The sequence below is a fragment of the Falsiroseomonas sp. genome, from assembly GCF_030695085.1.
GTDB lineage: Bacteria > Pseudomonadota > Alphaproteobacteria > Acetobacterales > Acetobacteraceae > Falsiroseomonas.
In genome coordinates this window covers 78,938-93,551 of record NZ_JAUYTS010000116.1, presented here as the reverse complement: position 1 = coordinate 93,551, position 14,614 = coordinate 78,938, and the positions used below count along the sequence as shown (strand labels likewise).

The window sequence follows — 14,614 nt, the reverse complement described above, 5'->3', positions numbered from 1 at the left end:
TAAACATGAAGAACTTTACCCGCCGCGCGCTGCTCGGCACCGCCGCCGCAGCCCCACTCGCCGCGCCGAACGTGCTGGCGGCGCAGACACAAATCAACATCACCATCGCGGCCAGCCACCCCACCACCATCGCCTGGATCTGGGCGATGCAGCAGGCGCTGATGCCGGCGGTGAACGAGGCGCTGGAGAGCACGCGCTTCCGCATCCGCTGGCGCGAGGCCTTCGGCGGCACGCTGTACCGCTTCACCGAGACGCGCAACGCGGTGAAGGACGGCATCACCGATATCGGCTTCGTCGGCACGCTGTGGGAAGGCAGCGCCATGCCGCTGCAGAACGTGACCTACTTCACGCCCTTCGCCACCGACAATCTGCGCCTGCAGGTCGATGTGATGGAGAAGATGACGGCCGAGATGCCGGAGATGCAGAAGGCCTGGACCGACAACAACATGGTCTATCTCGGCACCTGCGGCACCGAGACCTACGATCTGTGGTCCACCTTCCCGGTGCGCAGCGTGGACGACCTTCGCAACCGCAAGATCAGCGCGCCCGGCGTCTCCGCCACCTGGCTCGGCGGCACCGGCGCGGTGCCCGTGAATGGCGCGCTGACGACCTACTACACGGATATCCAGACCGGGGTGAGCGAGGGCGCGCTGTCCTTCCCCTCCGGCATCTTCCCGGTGCGGGTGCATGAGGTGGCGAAGTACATCACGCGGGTGAATGTGGGCTGCATGTATGTCGGCGGCATCGGCATGAACCGGCAGACCTTCGGCCGGCTGGACCCGGTGGTGCAGGCGGCGTTCCGCACCGGCGGCAAGGCCTATACCGCGGCGCTGACGAATCGCGTGCTGGAGACCAGCGACGCCAACCTGCGCCAGATGGCGGCGGCGGGGGCGGAGGTTTCCACCTTCCCGGCAGCGGAGCGCCAGCGCTGGGTGGATGGCCTGCCGGACATCGCCGGCGATTGGGCGCGCACCAATGAGGGCCGGGGCCAGCCGGCGAAGAAGGTGCTGGCGGCGTATATGGACGGGCTGCGCGCCGGCGGCGCCACGCCGGGCCGCGCCTGGACGGCCTGATCTTCCAGTTGCAGCCGGCGTCGCAGACGCCGGCTGAGCGGCCGAAGGTCCGCCGCCGGCAGTCCGGTGAGCCAAGCCCGCGGAGCGGGTGCCCAACACGCCTGTGGTGTGGCTGCGGCACGATTGAGGGTCAGAATATGTCGGAACTGGATGGCATCAGCGATGCGGCGCAGGAGGAAGCGGCGCGTCCGCCGAAGGATGCCTTCGGCCTGGTGCTGTGGCTGCTGAACAGCCTCGGCACAGTGATGATCGCGGCGATGATGGTGCTGATCGTCAGTGACGTGGTCGGCCGGTCGTTCTTCAACGCGCCGCTGAACGGCGTGGCGGAAATCTCCGCCAAGCTGATCGTCGCCATCGTCTTCCTGCAATTGCCGGCGGCGATCCACTGGCAGCGCATGACGCGGGCGGACATGTTCCTCAATCGCCTGGCCGCCCGCAGCCCGCGCGCGGCCCATGCGGCGGAGGCAGTGTTCGCCGGCATCGCGGTGTTCGTCTTCATCGTGATCTTCCGCGCGACGCTGCCGCAATTCATGGATTCGTGGGAGCAGGCCGAGTTCTTCGGCGTGCAGGGCGTCTGGACCCTGCCGACCTGGCCGATCCGCCTGGCCATCCTGGTGGGCTGCGCCGGTGCGGCGCTGGCCAGCCTGGTGCAGGTGGCGCGCGGCCTGCTGGGCGCGGGGCGCCCGGCATGATCGAGATCGAGATCGGCCTTGCGCTGATCGCCATCATGGCAGGCCTGGTGCTGGCGGGCGTGCCGATCGGCATCGGCCTCGTGTTCCTGTCCTTCATCGGCATCGGACTGATCCGGGAGAATTGGGACCTGGCCGGACGGTTGCTGGCGCTGGCGTCCTATGCCGCGATTTCGGACTACCTGTTTGCCACGATTCCACTTTTCGTGTTGATGGGACTGCTGGTTTCCGTCAGCGATGTGGGCCGCGACACCTTCGAGGTGGCGCAGCATCTGCTGCGCAAGCTGCGCGGTGGCCTGGGCATGGCCACCGTGCTGGCCAATGCGGTGTTCGGCGCCGTCACGGGTATTTCCATTGCCTCGGCGGCGGTGTTCACCAAGGTGGCGGTGCCGCAGATGATTCGCTTCGGCTACACGCCGCGCTTCGCGGTGGGCTGCGTCGCGGGCAGTTCCATCCTCGGCATGCTGATCCCGCCCTCCCTGCTGCTGATCATCTATGGCGTTCTGGCGGAGGTCTCGATCGGGCGGCTGTTCCTGGCCGGCATCATCCCGGGCCTGGTGATGGCGGCCGGCTTCATGCTGATGATCTGGCTGATGGCGACCTTCCGGCCGGACTGGGTGCAGCCCCATGCCGCCCAGGTGGCGCCGCCGCCGGAGGAGACCGCAGGCAGCCTGCTGGCGAAATCGGTGCCGATCACCACGCTGATCGGCCTGGTCCTTGGCGGCCTGTACAGCGGCTACTTCACGCCGACCGAGGCGGGCGCGGTGGGGGCCTTCGGCGCGCTGGTCATCGCCCTGGTGCGGCGCCGGCTGAATCTGCAGAAATTCTGGCGTATCCTGGTGGAGACCGGCTTCGTCTCCGTCGGCATCCTGTTCCTGCTGATCGCTGCCAGCATGTATTCGCGCATGCTGACCATGGCCGGCATCCCGGCCTCCATCGCGGATCTCATCCAGGCGATGGGGCTTGGCGTCTATGGCTTCCTGTTCGTCTATATCCTGTTCGTGCTGCTGCTGGGCATGATCGTGGACAGTTCTTCCATCCTGCTGATCGTAACGCCGATCGCAGCCCCGATCGCGATGGCCTTCAATCTGGACCTGATCCATTTCGGGATCATCACCGTCATCGCAGTGGAGGTGGGGCTGCTGACGCCGCCCTTTGGCATCGGCGCCTTCGCGGTGAAGGCGACGCTGAACGACAAACGCATCGGGCTGGAGACGATCTTCGCAGGCTGCATCCCCTTCATCCTGGTGATGCTGGCGGTGCTCGCGCTGATCGTCGCGGTGCCGGGGCTGACGCTGATGTTCAACTAGGGTGTTCAACCCGCCATCTGGCGTGCCAGTGGCATGCCGCTGAAAGGTTGAGCTTCCTATCGAGTGATGCCTTTCCCTCACTTGCGTCTTGCGCGGACTGCCTGCACAAATGTCCCACAAGCGCATCGGCCATGCGCCGCGGGCGGACCACCGCCCCCGACCAGGCCGAGCCATAACAACACAATTGGGGGCGTCCACGAGTGGTCGATACGATCCTCGAGACCGAGGGGCTGACGAAGGAATTCCGTGGCTTTGCCGCGGTCAGCGATGTGCGCCTTCAGGTGGCGCGCGGCAGCATCCATGGCCTGATCGGCCCCAATGGGGCCGGCAAGACCACCTGCTTCAACCTGCTGACCAAGTTCCTGCCACCAACCCGCGGCACCATCCGCTACGATGGCCGTGACATCACCGGCATGAAGCCGGCGGAGGTCGCGCGGCTGGGCCTGGTGCGGTCATTCCAGATTTCCGCAGTGTTCCCGAACCTGACGGTGCTGGAGAATGTGCGTCTGGCCCTGCAGCGCCAGCGCGGCGGGTCCTTCGACTTCTGGCGGGGCGAGAGCCTGCTGCGCCAGTATGACGACCGGGCGATGGAATTGCTGGCCGATGTCGGCCTCACCGAATACGCCCGTTTTTCCGCCGGCCAGCTTCCCTATGGTCGCAAGCGCGCGCTGGAGATCGCGACGACGCTGGCGCTCGACCCGGTGATGATGCTGCTGGACGAGCCCACGGCCGGGATGACGCATGAGGATGTGGACCGCATCGTCACCCTGGTGAAGCGGGTTGCCGCCGGGCGCACCGTCCTTCTGGTGGAACACAACCTGAAGGTGGTGGAAGGGCTGTGCGACACCATCACGGTGCTGACGCGTGGCCGGGTGCTGGCGCAGGGCGATTACGCCACCGTATCCCGCAACCCGGAAGTCCAGGCCGCCTATCTCGGCACCGATCCCGGCATTTCCGGAGGCACGCAGCATGTCTAACGCCGCCATGCTGGAAATCCGCGACCTCGAGGCCTGGTACGGCGAAAGCCATGTGCTGCACGGCGTCTCGCTCGATATCCATCCGGGGGAGGTGGTGACGCTGCTGGGCCGCAATGGCGCCGGCAAGACCTCCACCCTGCGGTCCATGATGGGGCTGGTCGGGCGGCGGTCCGGCAGCATCAAGTTCGAGGGGCGGGAGACCATCGCCCTGCGCTCCGACCTCATCGCCCGGGCCGGCATCGCCTATTGCCCCGAGGAGCGCGGCATTTTTGCGAGCCTCGACGTCACCGAGAATCTCATGCTGCCGCCGGTCATCGCGCCGGGCGGCCTCGGGCTCGACGAGATCTACACGCTGTTCCCGAATCTGAAGGAACGCGCGCGCAGCCCGGGCACCAAGCTCTCGGGCGGCGAGCAGCAGATGCTGGCCATCGCCCGCATCCTGCGCACGGGTGCCCGGCTGCTGCTGCTGGATGAGCCTTCCGAAGGCCTCGCCCCCGTCATCGTGCAGCAGATCGGCGCCATGATCCGGGAGATCAAGCAGCGCGGCTTCACCGTGCTGCTGGTGGAGCAGAATTTCCGCTTCGCCCAGACCGTGGCGGACCGGCACTATGTGATGGAGCATGGCCGCGTCGTGGACATGGTGCCGAACGAACAGCTCGCCTCCAGCCTGGACCGGTTGCACGAATACCTGGGCGTTTGAGAGCCTGGGCATGACCAAACATCATCGGGAGAATTCGAACATGAGCCTCAATCGCCGCACGCTGCTCGCCGGTGCCGCCGCCCTTCCGGCCCTCGGTGGGCTGCCTTTCCGCAGCGCCCGCGCCCAGGCCGCCAACACCATCCGCATCGGCGTGCTGAACGACCAGTCCGGCACCTATCGCGACCTGTCCGGCCCGGGCTCCACCCAGGCGGTGCAGCTCGCCGTGCAGGAATCGGGCATCACCCAGCGTGGCGTCACGGTGGAAGTGGTGCAGGCCGACCACCAGAACCGCCCGGATGTCGGCTCCACCGTGGTGCGCCAGTGGATCGACCGCGACGGCATCGATGTGGTGGTGGATGTGCCCACCTCCTCCGTCGCACTCGCCACCAACACGCTGGTGCGGGAGAAGAACAAGGTCTTCCTCAATTCCGGCGCCGCGACCTCGGACCTCACCGGTGCGCAATGCTCGCCGAACACGGTGCATTGGACCTACGACACCTACATGCTGGCCAATTCCACCGGCGGCGCCATGGTGCGCGCCGGCGGCAAGTCCTGGTTCTTCATCACCGCGGACTACGCCTTCGGCCATGCGCTTGAGCGTGACACCGGCAATTTCGTGAAGGCGCAGGGCGGCGAGGTGCTCGGTTCGGTCCGCACGCCGTTCCCCGGCACCACCGACTTCTCCTCCTACCTCCAGCAGGCGCAGCGCTCCCGCGCCCAGGTCATCGGCCTGGCCAATGCGGGCGGCGATACCATCAACTCCATCAAGCAGGCGGCCGAATTCCGCATCACCCGCGGCGGCCGCGTGAAGCTGGCGGGGCTGCTGGTGTTCATCACGGACGTCAACTCGCTGGGTCTGGAAGTGGCGCAGGGCCTCGTGCTGTCCGAGACCTTCTACTGGGATCTGAACGACAAGACGCGCGCCTTCACCCAGCGCCTCGGCGCCATGCCGGGTGGCATTCGTCCCTCCATGGTGCAGGCCGGCTGCTATGCCTCCGTCCTGCATTACCTGAAGGCGGCGGGCGACATGGGTGTTGCGGCCGCCAAGGCCTCCGGCGCCGATGCTGTGACGCGGATGAAGGCGATGCCGACCAGCGACGATGCCTTCGGCGAGGGCACGATCCGGGCCGATGGCCGCAAGATCCACCCCTGCTACCTGTTCGAGGTGAAGGCCCCGTCCGAGAGCAGCGGCGCCTGGGACTACTACAAGCTGCTCGGCACCACCCCCGGCGACCAGGCCTTCCGCCCGATCGCCGATGGCGGCTGCGCGCTGGTCCGTAGCTGATCCGCGCGGCATCCCGGCGGGGTCCACCCGCCGGGATGCCGACCTTTGACACCCCCTGATACCAACCCTGGCAAGGCCCGCGCCCGGTGATCGAAAACCTGCTGTTCGAACTCGAGATGGCGGCCCCACAGGTGATCCTTGGGCTGGTCAACGGCGCCTTCTACGCGCTGCTGTCGCTCGGGCTTGCCATCATCTTCGGCATGCTGAACGTCATCAACTTCGCCCATGGCGCGCAGTTCATGATGGGCGCCTTCGTCGCCTGGATGCTGCTGGCCTGGGCGGGCATCCCGTACTGGGGCGCGCTGGTGCTGGCGCCGCTGATCGTGGGCGCCTTCGGCGTGGTCATCGAACGAACGATGATCGCCCGATTGTACAAGCTGGACCATCTGTATGGCCTGCTGCTGACCTTCGGCCTGGCGCTGATCATCGAGGGTGTGTTCCGCAACGCCTTCGGCGCCTCCGGCCTGCCCTATGCGCCGCCGGCGGCCTTCAATGCGCTGAATGTCGATATCGCCATCATGTTCCTGCCCGGCTATCGGGTCTGGGTGGTGATCGCCTCACTCCTGGTCTGCCTCGCCACCTGGCTGGTGATCGAGAAGACCAAGATCGGCGCCTATCTGCGCGCCGCGACGGAACGGCCCGAACTGGTGCAGGCCTTCGGCATCAACGTGCCGCGGATGATGACGCTGACCTACGGCGCGGGCGTGGCGCTGGCCGCCTTTGCCGGCGTGCTGGCGGCGCCGATCTATTCGGTGAATCCGGCGATGGGGGCGAACTTCATCATCACCGTCTTCGCCGTGGTGGTGATCGGCGGCATGGGGTCCATCATGGGCTCCGTCGTCACCGGCTTCGGGCTGGGGCTGATCGAGGGGCTGGCGCGGGTGGTCTACCCCGAAGCTTCCGCCACCGTGGTTTTCGTCATCATGGCGATCGTGCTGCTGACGCGGCCCGCCGGCCTGTTCGGAAGGGGCTGAGACATGGCCGATACCACCATCAGCCTCGGCACGCCCGAGGCGGTGCATGAGGAAGCGGGCTTCCTCGGCTTCACCCGGGCGCAGGCCCTGGCCTTCGGGGTCCTGGTCGCCTTCGTGGTGATCAGCCCGTTCTTTCTGTACCCGGTCTTCCTCATGAAGATCCTGTGCTTCGCGCTGTTCGCCTGCGCCTTCAACCTGTTGATCGGCTATGTCGGGCTGCTGTCCTTCGGCCATGCCGCCTTCTTCGGCATGGGCGGCTACATCACGGCGCATTCCCTGAAGGTCTGGGGGCTGACGCCGGAACTGGCGATCCTGGCCGGCGGGCTGGTCGGCAGCGTGCTGGGGCTGGGCATCGGCTGGCTGGCGATCCGGCGATCCGGCATCTATTTCGCCATGATCACCCTGGCCATGGCGCAGATGGTGTATTTCTTCTGCCTCCAGGCGCCCTTCACGGGTGGCGAGGACGGCATCCAGCAGGTGCCACGCGGCAGCCTGTTCGGCATGGTGTCGCTGGATTCCGATTTCACCCTGTACTGGGTGGTGGCCTTCGTCTTTCTCGCCGGCTTCCTGCTGTTCCACCGCGTGGTGCATTCGCCCTTCGGCCAGGTGATGAAGGCGGTGCGGGAGAATGAGCCGCGTGCCACCTCCCTCGGCTACCGCACGGATGACTACAAGCTGATGGCCTTCGTGCTCTCCGCGGCGCTGTCCGGCGTGGCCGGCGGCACCAAGGCGCTGGTCTTCGGCATTGCGACCCTGACCGATGTGAACTGGACCATGTCGGGCGAGGTGGTGCTGATGACGCTGGTCGGCGGGCTCGGCACCGTCTTCGGGCCGGTCGTCGGGGCTGCTGTCATCGTCACCATGCAGAACTACCTCGCGGAATTCGGCGCCTGGGTCACGGTGATCCAGGGCGTCATCTTCGTGGCCTGCGTGCTGGCCTTCCGGCGCGGCGTGGTGGGTGAGATCGGCAACTGGCTGAAGGTGAAGCTGTAGCGGAGCCACGGGCCGCCTTCGCCTGGCGGTCCGCGCGACCTCGGCTGATCTTCAGCATGGCTTAATCACGAATGCGTTACAGCGGCAGTCCCGGAAACCTCTGCCGCTGAGGTTACATGCCAGTACGACACCTCCTGATTGCCATGCAGCTTGCTCTGGCGCTGTGTGTCCTGGCCGGGTGCCTGCTCGGCTGGTCGGCGCTCCGGAACAACCGGGCGGATCTGGATTACCTGACCCGTGTGGCGGTGGCGCCGTTGATCGACCTCAAGGCGATGTCGGACGCCTATGCGGTCGCCGTGGTGGATGTCAGCCACAAGGTCCGCAATGGCAACATGGCATGGCCCGAGGGGCTGGAGAGCTTCCGCGAGGCGCAGGCCAAGATCGCCGAGAGCCTCGCCCGGCTGAACGCCGCAGCACTTGACGCGGAGGCCTGGGCGGAGGTTCTTCGCCGCCGGCAGGCCGCCGACACCACCGTCACGGCGCTCGCCGCCGCCCTGCAGGACCAGAACCGCGCAACGCTGGATGATCTGGTACGCAATGCGCTGTACCGCGATATCGACCCGCTGAGCGAAGCGATCGGCAGCTTCTCGGACCGCATCCTGGCCCAGACTGATGCCCGCCTGCAGGACAGTGGCGCCCGCACCCTGTGGCTCGGCCGGGTGATGGCGGGCCTTGCCATCGCGGCACTCCTGGTGACGCTGGGCGCCTTCCTGCTGGTGCGCCACCGCGTCGCCCGGCCGCTGCTGGCATTGACCCATGCGATGCAGGAGGTGGCCGAGGGCCGGCTGGACGGCGCCCGCGCTGTCAGCCCGCGGCGCGACGAATTCGGCAAGATGGCAGAGGCGCTGGAGGTGCTGCGCGATCGTAGCGCGGAGACGGTACGGCTGCGCGCGGAACAGGAACGCGCCAGGGCGACGGCACAACAGGCGCAGGCCGCGGCGCTGCGTGCCATGGCGGAGGCGGTGGAGCGAAAGGCCAGCGACGCCAGCCAGGCGATGGGCGAAAGCCTGTCACGCATGGGGGCGGCGGCAACCGACATGGGCGCACTCGCCCAGGCCTCCGGTCGCGCCGGGGCGGAGGTGGGGGAGGCCGCGGACCGCGTGCTTGAGAATGCCGAATCCGGGGCCGCCGCGACCGAGCAGATGACCGCCAGCATCCGCAGCATCACCAGCCAGGTCGCCGCCGCCGCGGCCGCCACCGGCCGTGCCGTGACGGAGACCGAGGAAGGCACGCGCGCCATCACGGGGTTGCAGGAAGCGGTGAGCCGGATCGGCGCGGTGGCGCGCCTGATCGGCAATATTGCCGGCCAGACCAATCTGCTGGCGCTGAATGCCACCATCGAGGCCGCGCGCGCCGGCGATGCCGGCAAGGGATTCGCCGTGGTGGCCGGGGAGGTGAAGTCGCTGGCCAGCCAGACCGCCCGAAGCACGGAGGAGATCGCCCGCCATATTGCCGAGGTCGGCGCGGCGACCGAGCTGGCGGTGAAGGCCGTGCACGCGACACTCGGGACCATCGCCGAGCTGGACGCAATCTCCGCGACCATCGCCGAGGCGATGGCGCAGCAGAACGAGGCGACGGCGGATATCGCGCGCACCGTTCTCGGGACCGCGGACGCAGCCCGGCAGATGACCGGGCGGCTCGCCGCCGTGACCGATGCCGGGGCGGCGGTGGGCACCCACGCCGCGGCGCTCGGCGCGATGACCGGGGAGGTGGTCTCCGGCCTGAGCGGCCTCCGTCACGCCCTGGTCGAGACCGTGCGCGCCGCGGCGCCGGAGCTGGAGCGGCGCGGTTCACCACGCCATGCCGTCGATTTCGAGGTCACGCTACGCCAGGGCGGCCAGGTGTTCCCGGCGCGGCTGCGCGATGTCTCCATGGGCGGGGTGCGGCTGGTATCGCAGCCGGGTGGGCCCGCGGGCCTCGCCCGGGGCATGACGATGGAAGTGGACCTGCCCGGAATCGGTCGCCGCGCGGCGGCGGTGGTCGGGGCGGAACCGGACCATCTGCGCCTGCGCTTCGCCCCGCAGCGGCTGACGGAAGCGGAACTGTCTGCCCTGATCGCCGGGTTGCCAGGTTTGCGGGCAGCCTGAACGACCAAACTGCCGCAGGCGGCGGCAGGCTGGTCAGGCCTCGGGCAGCGCGATGCCGGAATCTATACAAACCGTCCAGAAGTCAGGCTTGCGCCGCCGGATCAGCCTGTCATGTAGCGGGGCATGACGTGGTCCATTCTCCTGCGCGATCCAACGACCGGTGAGCTCGGCGTCGCGGTGGCCAGCCGCTTCCTGGCGGCGGGCGCGCTGTGCCCGCGCGTGGAGGGCGGGGTCGGCGCCGCCAGCACCCAGGCGCTGGTGAACCCCTTCCTGGCGCCCGATGCGCTGGCCCGGCTGCGGGCCGGGCAGGGGCCCCGGCAGGCGCTGGCCGAGCTGATCGCCGCCGATGCCGGCCAGGCCACGCGCCAGGTGCATGTACTGGCGGCAGACGGCAGCAGCGCCCAGCACACCGGCGCGGAATGCATCGCCTGGTGCGGCCATCTCGCGGCGCCGGATGTGTCAACAGCCGGCAATATGCTGGCCGGGCCGGAGGTGCTGCGCGCCACGCTGGACGCCGCGCTGGCATCCGCCGGGCTGCCGATCGCCGAGCGCCTGCTGCTGGCGATGGAGGCCGGCGAGGCGGCCGGCGGCGACAGGCGCGGGCGGCAATCCGCGGCGATGCAGGTGGTATCGGGCGATCCTTATCCGGATCTCGACCTGCGGGTGGATGACCACCCGGACCCCCTGGCGGAACTGCGCCGGCTGCATGGCGTCTGGCGCGGCTATCTGCGGCATTTCCGGCGGTTCCTGCCGGGCCGCGACCATCCCGGTGTGTTCGATCGTGCCGTAATCCAGGCCGCGATCGCGGAGACGCAATCCGAATGAGCACGCCGGTCCTGGAACTCGCCCGCGTCAGCGTGGAGTTCCCCACAGATCGCGGCCGGCTGCGCCCGGTGGATGGCATTTCCTTCAGCGTGGGGGCCGGCCGGACGCTGGCTGTGGTCGGCGAAAGCGGCTGCGGCAAATCCGTCACGGCGCTCGCCATCATGGGGCTGCTGCCGCAGGGCGGCGAGGTCGGCGGCGGCATCCGCCTCGCCGGCGAGGAGTTGCTGGCGCTGACCCCGGACCAGCGCCGCGCCCGCCGCGGCGGCGAGATGGCGATGGTGTTCCAGGAACCCATGACCAGCCTGAACCCCGCCTTCACCGCCGGCGAACAGGTGGCGGAGGCCTTGCGCCTGCACCAGGGCCTGTCCCCGGAGGCGGCATTCACAAAAGCCATCGAGATGTTTGCCCGCGTCCGCATCCCGGAACCGGAACGCCGCGCCCGCAGCTACCCGCACCAGCTCTCGGGCGGCATGCGCCAGCGGGTGATGATCGCCATGGCGCTCGCATGCCGCCCGCGCCTGCTGATCGCGGATGAACCGACCACGGCGCTGGATGTGACGGTGCAGGCGCAGATCCTGGCGCTGATCGATGAGATGAAGCGGGAGACGGGCACGGCCGTCCTGCTCATCACGCACGACCTCGGCGTGGTGCGCGACCATGCGGATGATGTGGTGGTGATGTATGCCGGGCGCGTCGCGGAGCGCGCCAGGGCGGCCGATCTGTTCGCCAACCCGCAGCACCCCTACACCATCGGCCTGCTCGGCGCAGCGCCGCGGCTGGAAGGTGGCGCCGCGCGGCTGGCCAGCATCGAGGGCACGGTGCCCGACCTGCTGAACCCGCCGCCCGGCTGCCGCTTCGCCCCGCGCTGCCCCTTCGCCATCGCCAAATGCGCCGAGCAGCCGCCGCTGGCGGAGGTCACGCCCGGCCATCTGGCGGCCTGCTGGCGCGCGCCGCTCGATACGCTGCTGGAGGCCGCGTGATGACGCCGCTGCTGGAGTTGCGCGACCTCGCCAAGGGCTTCCCGGTGCGCGATGCGCTGGGGCGGCGGCGCGGCGCGGTGCGCGCGGTGGATGGCATCTCGCTCATCGTGCCGAAGGGCAGCGTGCTCGCCATCGTCGGCGAGAGCGGCTGCGGCAAATCCACCCTCGGCCGGCTGGCGCTCAGGCTGATCGAGGCCGATGCGGGGCAGATCCTGTTCGAGGGCGAGGATTTGCGCGGCCTGTCCGCCCGCGCGCTGCGGGCGCGGCGGCGCGACATGCAGCTGATCTTCCAGGACCCCTTCGCCAGTCTCGACCCGCGCATGACGGTGGAGCAGGCGGTGGCCGAGCCGTTGCGGCTGCACGGCATCGTGCCGCGGGCGCAGGAGCCGCAGCGCGTGGCGGAGCTGCTGTCCCGCGTTGGGCTGCGCCCGGAGCTGGCGCGGCGCTGGCCGCATGAATTCTCCGGCGGCCAGCGCCAGCGCATCGCCATCGCGCGTGCACTGGCGAGCCAGCCGAAGCTGATCATCGGCGATGAGCCGGTCTCGGCGCTGGATGTCTCGGTGCAGGCGCAGGTGGTGAACCTGCTGCAGGATCTGATCCGCGAACTGGGCCTGACCTTCGTGCTGATCAGCCACGACCTCGGCGTGGTGCGCCACATCGCGGACCGGGTGGCGGTGATGTATCTCGGCCGCATCGTCGAGGAAGGGCCGACCGCGCAGGTTTTCGGCGCGCCGCGCCACCCCTACACGCGCGCCTTGCTGGCTGCCGTGCCGGGGCAGGGCCATGCCAATGCGCCGCTGCTGGAGGGTGATATCCCGAGCCCGATCAACCCCCCCTCCGGCTGCCGCTTCCGCACCCGCTGCCCCTACGCCCAGGCGCTGTGCGCGGAACTGCCGCCGCCGCTGGAGGGTCTCGGCCACGTCGCCGCCTGCCACTTCCAGGACAGCCTGCCGCCGGCGCTCGCGGGGCAGGACGTCGATACAGGCGGCGAAAGGCTGCGCCGCCTGCAGGCCTATTTCACAGACCAGACACAAAAAACCGGAGAACTGGCATGATCCGAAAGACCCTCGCCCTCGGGCTGGTGGCGCTCGCCGCCACGCTCGGCGCGGCCCCGCCCGCCGAGGCCCAGAATCTCCGCATCGCGCTGCGCGAGGACCCGGACATCCTCGACCCGTCGCTGTCGCGCACCTATGTCGGCCGCATCGTCTATATGGGCTTCTGCGACAAGCTGTTCGACATCAACGCGGCGCTGGAGCCGGTGCCGCAGCTCGCCACCAGCTACACCTGGGATGATGCCACCACCCTGACCATCAAGCTGCGTGCCGGCGTGCGCTTCCACGACGGCGAGATGATGGATGCGGAGGCGGTGCGCTATTCGCTGAACCGCCATTTGACCATCCAGGGCAGTTTTCGTCGGTCTGAGATGGGTAACGTGACCGCGATCGAGGTGGTCGATCCGCTGACTGTCCGCATCAAGCTCGGCGCGCCCAACGCCGCCTTCCTGGCGACGCTGACGGACCGCGCCGGCATGATTGTCTCGCCCAAGGCCGCCGAGGCCGCCGGCCGCAATTTCGGCAACCGCCCGGTCTGCGCCGGCCCGATGCGCTTCGTCGAGCGGGTGGCGCAGGAGCGCATCGTGCTGGAGCGCTTCCCGGAATACTGGGACGCCGCCAACATCCACTTCAACCGCGTGACCTACCTGCCGATCCCGGACAACACCGTGCGGCTGGCGAACCTGCAATCCGGTGCGGTGGAATTCGGTGAGCGGATGGAGCCGGACGACCTGCGTTCGATCCAGCGCAACCGCAACCTGCGCGGCGTGCCGGTGGATGAGCTGGGCTACCAGGGCATCACCATCAATATCGGCAACGGCCCGCGCGCCGATACGCCGATGGGCCGCGATGCCCGCGTGCGCCAGGCCTTCGAGCTGTCGCTGGACCGCGCTGCCATCAACCAGGTGGTCTATGAGGGCATGTACACGCCGACGCGCCAGCCGGTGCCGCCGGCCAGCAGCTTCCATGTCCGCAGCTTCCAGCCGGAAAACCGCGACGTCGCCCGTGCCCGCGCCCTGCTGCGCGAAGCCGGCCACACCGCCCCGGTGCCGGTGGAACTGACCGTGCCGAACAACCCGGACCTGCGCCAGGCCGGCGAGGTGATCCAGGCGATGGCGCGTGAGGCCGGCTTCGAGGTGACTTTGCGCGCCTCCGAATTCGCCTCGGCGCTGGCGGGTGCCGTGCGCGGCGAATTCGAGACCTTCCTGCTCGGCTGGTCCGGCCGCACCGATCCGGATGGCAACATCTACGCCTTCATGCACAGCCGCGGCGGCCAGAATGACGGGCGCTATTCGAACCCGGCGGTGGATGCGCTGCTGGAATCGGCGCGGACGGAACAGGACGTGGCCAAGCGCCAGGACATGTACCGCCAGGTCATGGAGATCGCGCTCGGCCAGGACCGCATGCGGATCTACCTGTGGCACCGCAAGAACGTGATGATCCACTCCGCGCGACTGACCGGCTACCAGCCGATCGCGGATGGGATGGTGCGGCTGCAGGGCATGCGGCTGAACTGAGAGCGGGGAGGGGTGGGCGGTGAAAGCCCCCACCCAACCAGCCCTTGGCGTTGCGGCAGTGCCGCAACCCCCCACAAGTGTGGGGGAGGGCTTTTTTCTCCCTCCCCCGACCGCGGGGGAGGGTCGGGGTGGGGGCAGCGGCCCAGGAGCTG

Annotated in this window: 13 protein-coding genes; all 13 read left to right on the top strand. The window is 68.7% G+C overall.

What is annotated here, in order from left to right; translation table 11 throughout:
- The first annotated feature begins 5 nt into the window (after positions 1–5).
- The 13 genes from Q8S40_RS13035 (at position 6) to Q8S40_RS12975 (ending at position 14,462) form a co-directional block, all read left to right on the top strand.
- Positions 6–1,073, top strand: coding sequence for a C4-dicarboxylate TRAP transporter substrate-binding protein (locus tag Q8S40_RS13035; RefSeq protein ID WP_304814583.1), 1,068 nt, complete (start codon positions 6–8; stop codon positions 1,071–1,073).
- A gap of 137 nt (positions 1,074–1,210) precedes the next feature.
- Complete coding sequence (locus Q8S40_RS13030) at positions 1,211–1,765, top strand: TRAP transporter small permease subunit (protein ID WP_304814581.1); 555 nt, start codon at positions 1,211–1,213, stop codon at positions 1,763–1,765.
- Positions 1,762–3,072, top strand: a complete 1,311-nt coding sequence (locus tag Q8S40_RS13025) for a TRAP transporter large permease (protein ID WP_304814579.1) — start codon at positions 1,762–1,764, stop codon at positions 3,070–3,072. The genes Q8S40_RS13030 and Q8S40_RS13025 overlap by 4 nt, the downstream gene beginning before the upstream one ends.
- A gap of 200 nt (positions 3,073–3,272) precedes the next feature.
- Entirely contained in the window at positions 3,273–4,049 is a 777-nt protein-coding gene (locus tag Q8S40_RS13020) for an ABC transporter ATP-binding protein (RefSeq protein WP_304814577.1), read from the top strand.
- A 7-nt stretch (positions 4,050–4,056) separates the two neighbouring features.
- Positions 4,057–4,749: an ABC transporter ATP-binding protein gene (locus Q8S40_RS13015; RefSeq protein ID WP_370690846.1), complete on the top strand. Its 693-nt coding sequence runs from the start codon at positions 4,057–4,059 to the stop codon at positions 4,747–4,749.
- A 40-nt stretch (positions 4,750–4,789) separates the two neighbouring features.
- Entirely contained in the window at positions 4,790–6,034 is a 1,245-nt protein-coding gene (locus Q8S40_RS13010; protein ID WP_304814630.1) for an ABC transporter substrate-binding protein, read from the top strand.
- 116 nt (positions 6,035–6,150) lie between these two features.
- Complete coding sequence (locus Q8S40_RS13005) at positions 6,151–7,008, top strand: branched-chain amino acid ABC transporter permease (RefSeq protein ID WP_304814629.1); 858 nt, start codon at positions 6,151–6,153, stop codon at positions 7,006–7,008.
- Positions 7,009–7,011: 3 nt separating this feature from the next.
- Positions 7,012–8,001 (top strand): branched-chain amino acid ABC transporter permease, encoded by a 990-nt coding sequence (locus Q8S40_RS13000; RefSeq protein WP_305670740.1) that lies wholly within the window; start codon positions 7,012–7,014, stop codon positions 7,999–8,001.
- 143 nt (positions 8,002–8,144) lie between these two features.
- Positions 8,145–10,088: a methyl-accepting chemotaxis protein gene (locus tag Q8S40_RS12995; protein ID WP_305670739.1), complete on the top strand. Its 1,944-nt coding sequence runs from the start codon at positions 8,145–8,147 to the stop codon at positions 10,086–10,088.
- A 123-nt stretch (positions 10,089–10,211) separates the two neighbouring features.
- Entirely contained in the window at positions 10,212–10,913 is a 702-nt protein-coding gene (locus tag Q8S40_RS12990) for a DUF1028 domain-containing protein (RefSeq protein ID WP_304814570.1), read from the top strand.
- Positions 10,910–11,893, top strand: coding sequence for an ABC transporter ATP-binding protein (locus Q8S40_RS12985; protein WP_305670738.1), 984 nt, complete (start codon positions 10,910–10,912; stop codon positions 11,891–11,893). The genes Q8S40_RS12990 and Q8S40_RS12985 overlap by 4 nt, the downstream gene beginning before the upstream one ends.
- Positions 11,893–12,948 carry an ABC transporter ATP-binding protein gene (locus Q8S40_RS12980; protein ID WP_305670737.1) on the top strand — a complete coding sequence of 352 codons (1,056 nt, stop codon included), beginning with the start codon at positions 11,893–11,895 and terminating at the stop codon, positions 12,946–12,948. The genes Q8S40_RS12985 and Q8S40_RS12980 overlap by 1 nt, the downstream gene beginning before the upstream one ends.
- Entirely contained in the window at positions 12,945–14,462 is a 1,518-nt protein-coding gene (locus Q8S40_RS12975) for an ABC transporter substrate-binding protein (RefSeq protein ID WP_305670736.1), read from the top strand. Before Q8S40_RS12980 ends, Q8S40_RS12975 begins: the two co-directional genes overlap by 4 nt.
- Positions 14,463–14,614: the final 152 nt, after the last annotated feature.

What these genes read in the sequence shown, in the direction of transcription:
- Q8S40_RS13035 (WP_304814583.1), top strand. Translation starts at nt 6, where the DNA reads ATGAAGAACTTTACCCGCCGCGCGCTGCTCGGCACCGCCGCCGCAGCC.
- Q8S40_RS13030 (WP_304814581.1), top strand. Translation starts at nt 1,211, where the DNA reads ATGTCGGAACTGGATGGCATCAGCGATGCGGCGCAGGAGGAAGCGGCG.
- Q8S40_RS13025 (WP_304814579.1), top strand. Translation starts at nt 1,762, where the DNA reads ATGATCGAGATCGAGATCGGCCTTGCGCTGATCGCCATCATGGCAGGC.
- Q8S40_RS13015 (WP_370690846.1), top strand. Translation starts at nt 4,057, where the DNA reads ATGCTGGAAATCCGCGACCTCGAGGCCTGGTACGGCGAAAGCCATGTG.
- Q8S40_RS13010 (WP_304814630.1), top strand. Translation starts at nt 4,790, where the DNA reads ATGAGCCTCAATCGCCGCACGCTGCTCGCCGGTGCCGCCGCCCTTCCG.
- Q8S40_RS13005 (WP_304814629.1), top strand. Translation starts at nt 6,151, where the DNA reads ATGGCGGCCCCACAGGTGATCCTTGGGCTGGTCAACGGCGCCTTCTAC.
- Q8S40_RS13000 (WP_305670740.1), top strand. Translation starts at nt 7,012, where the DNA reads ATGGCCGATACCACCATCAGCCTCGGCACGCCCGAGGCGGTGCATGAG.
- Q8S40_RS12995 (WP_305670739.1), top strand. Translation starts at nt 8,145, where the DNA reads ATGCAGCTTGCTCTGGCGCTGTGTGTCCTGGCCGGGTGCCTGCTCGGC.
- Q8S40_RS12990 (WP_304814570.1), top strand. Translation starts at nt 10,212, where the DNA reads ATGACGTGGTCCATTCTCCTGCGCGATCCAACGACCGGTGAGCTCGGC.
- Q8S40_RS12985 (WP_305670738.1), top strand. Translation starts at nt 10,910, where the DNA reads ATGAGCACGCCGGTCCTGGAACTCGCCCGCGTCAGCGTGGAGTTCCCC.
- Q8S40_RS12980 (WP_305670737.1), top strand. Translation starts at nt 11,893, where the DNA reads ATGACGCCGCTGCTGGAGTTGCGCGACCTCGCCAAGGGCTTCCCGGTG.
- Q8S40_RS12975 (WP_305670736.1), top strand. Translation starts at nt 12,945, where the DNA reads ATGATCCGAAAGACCCTCGCCCTCGGGCTGGTGGCGCTCGCCGCCACG.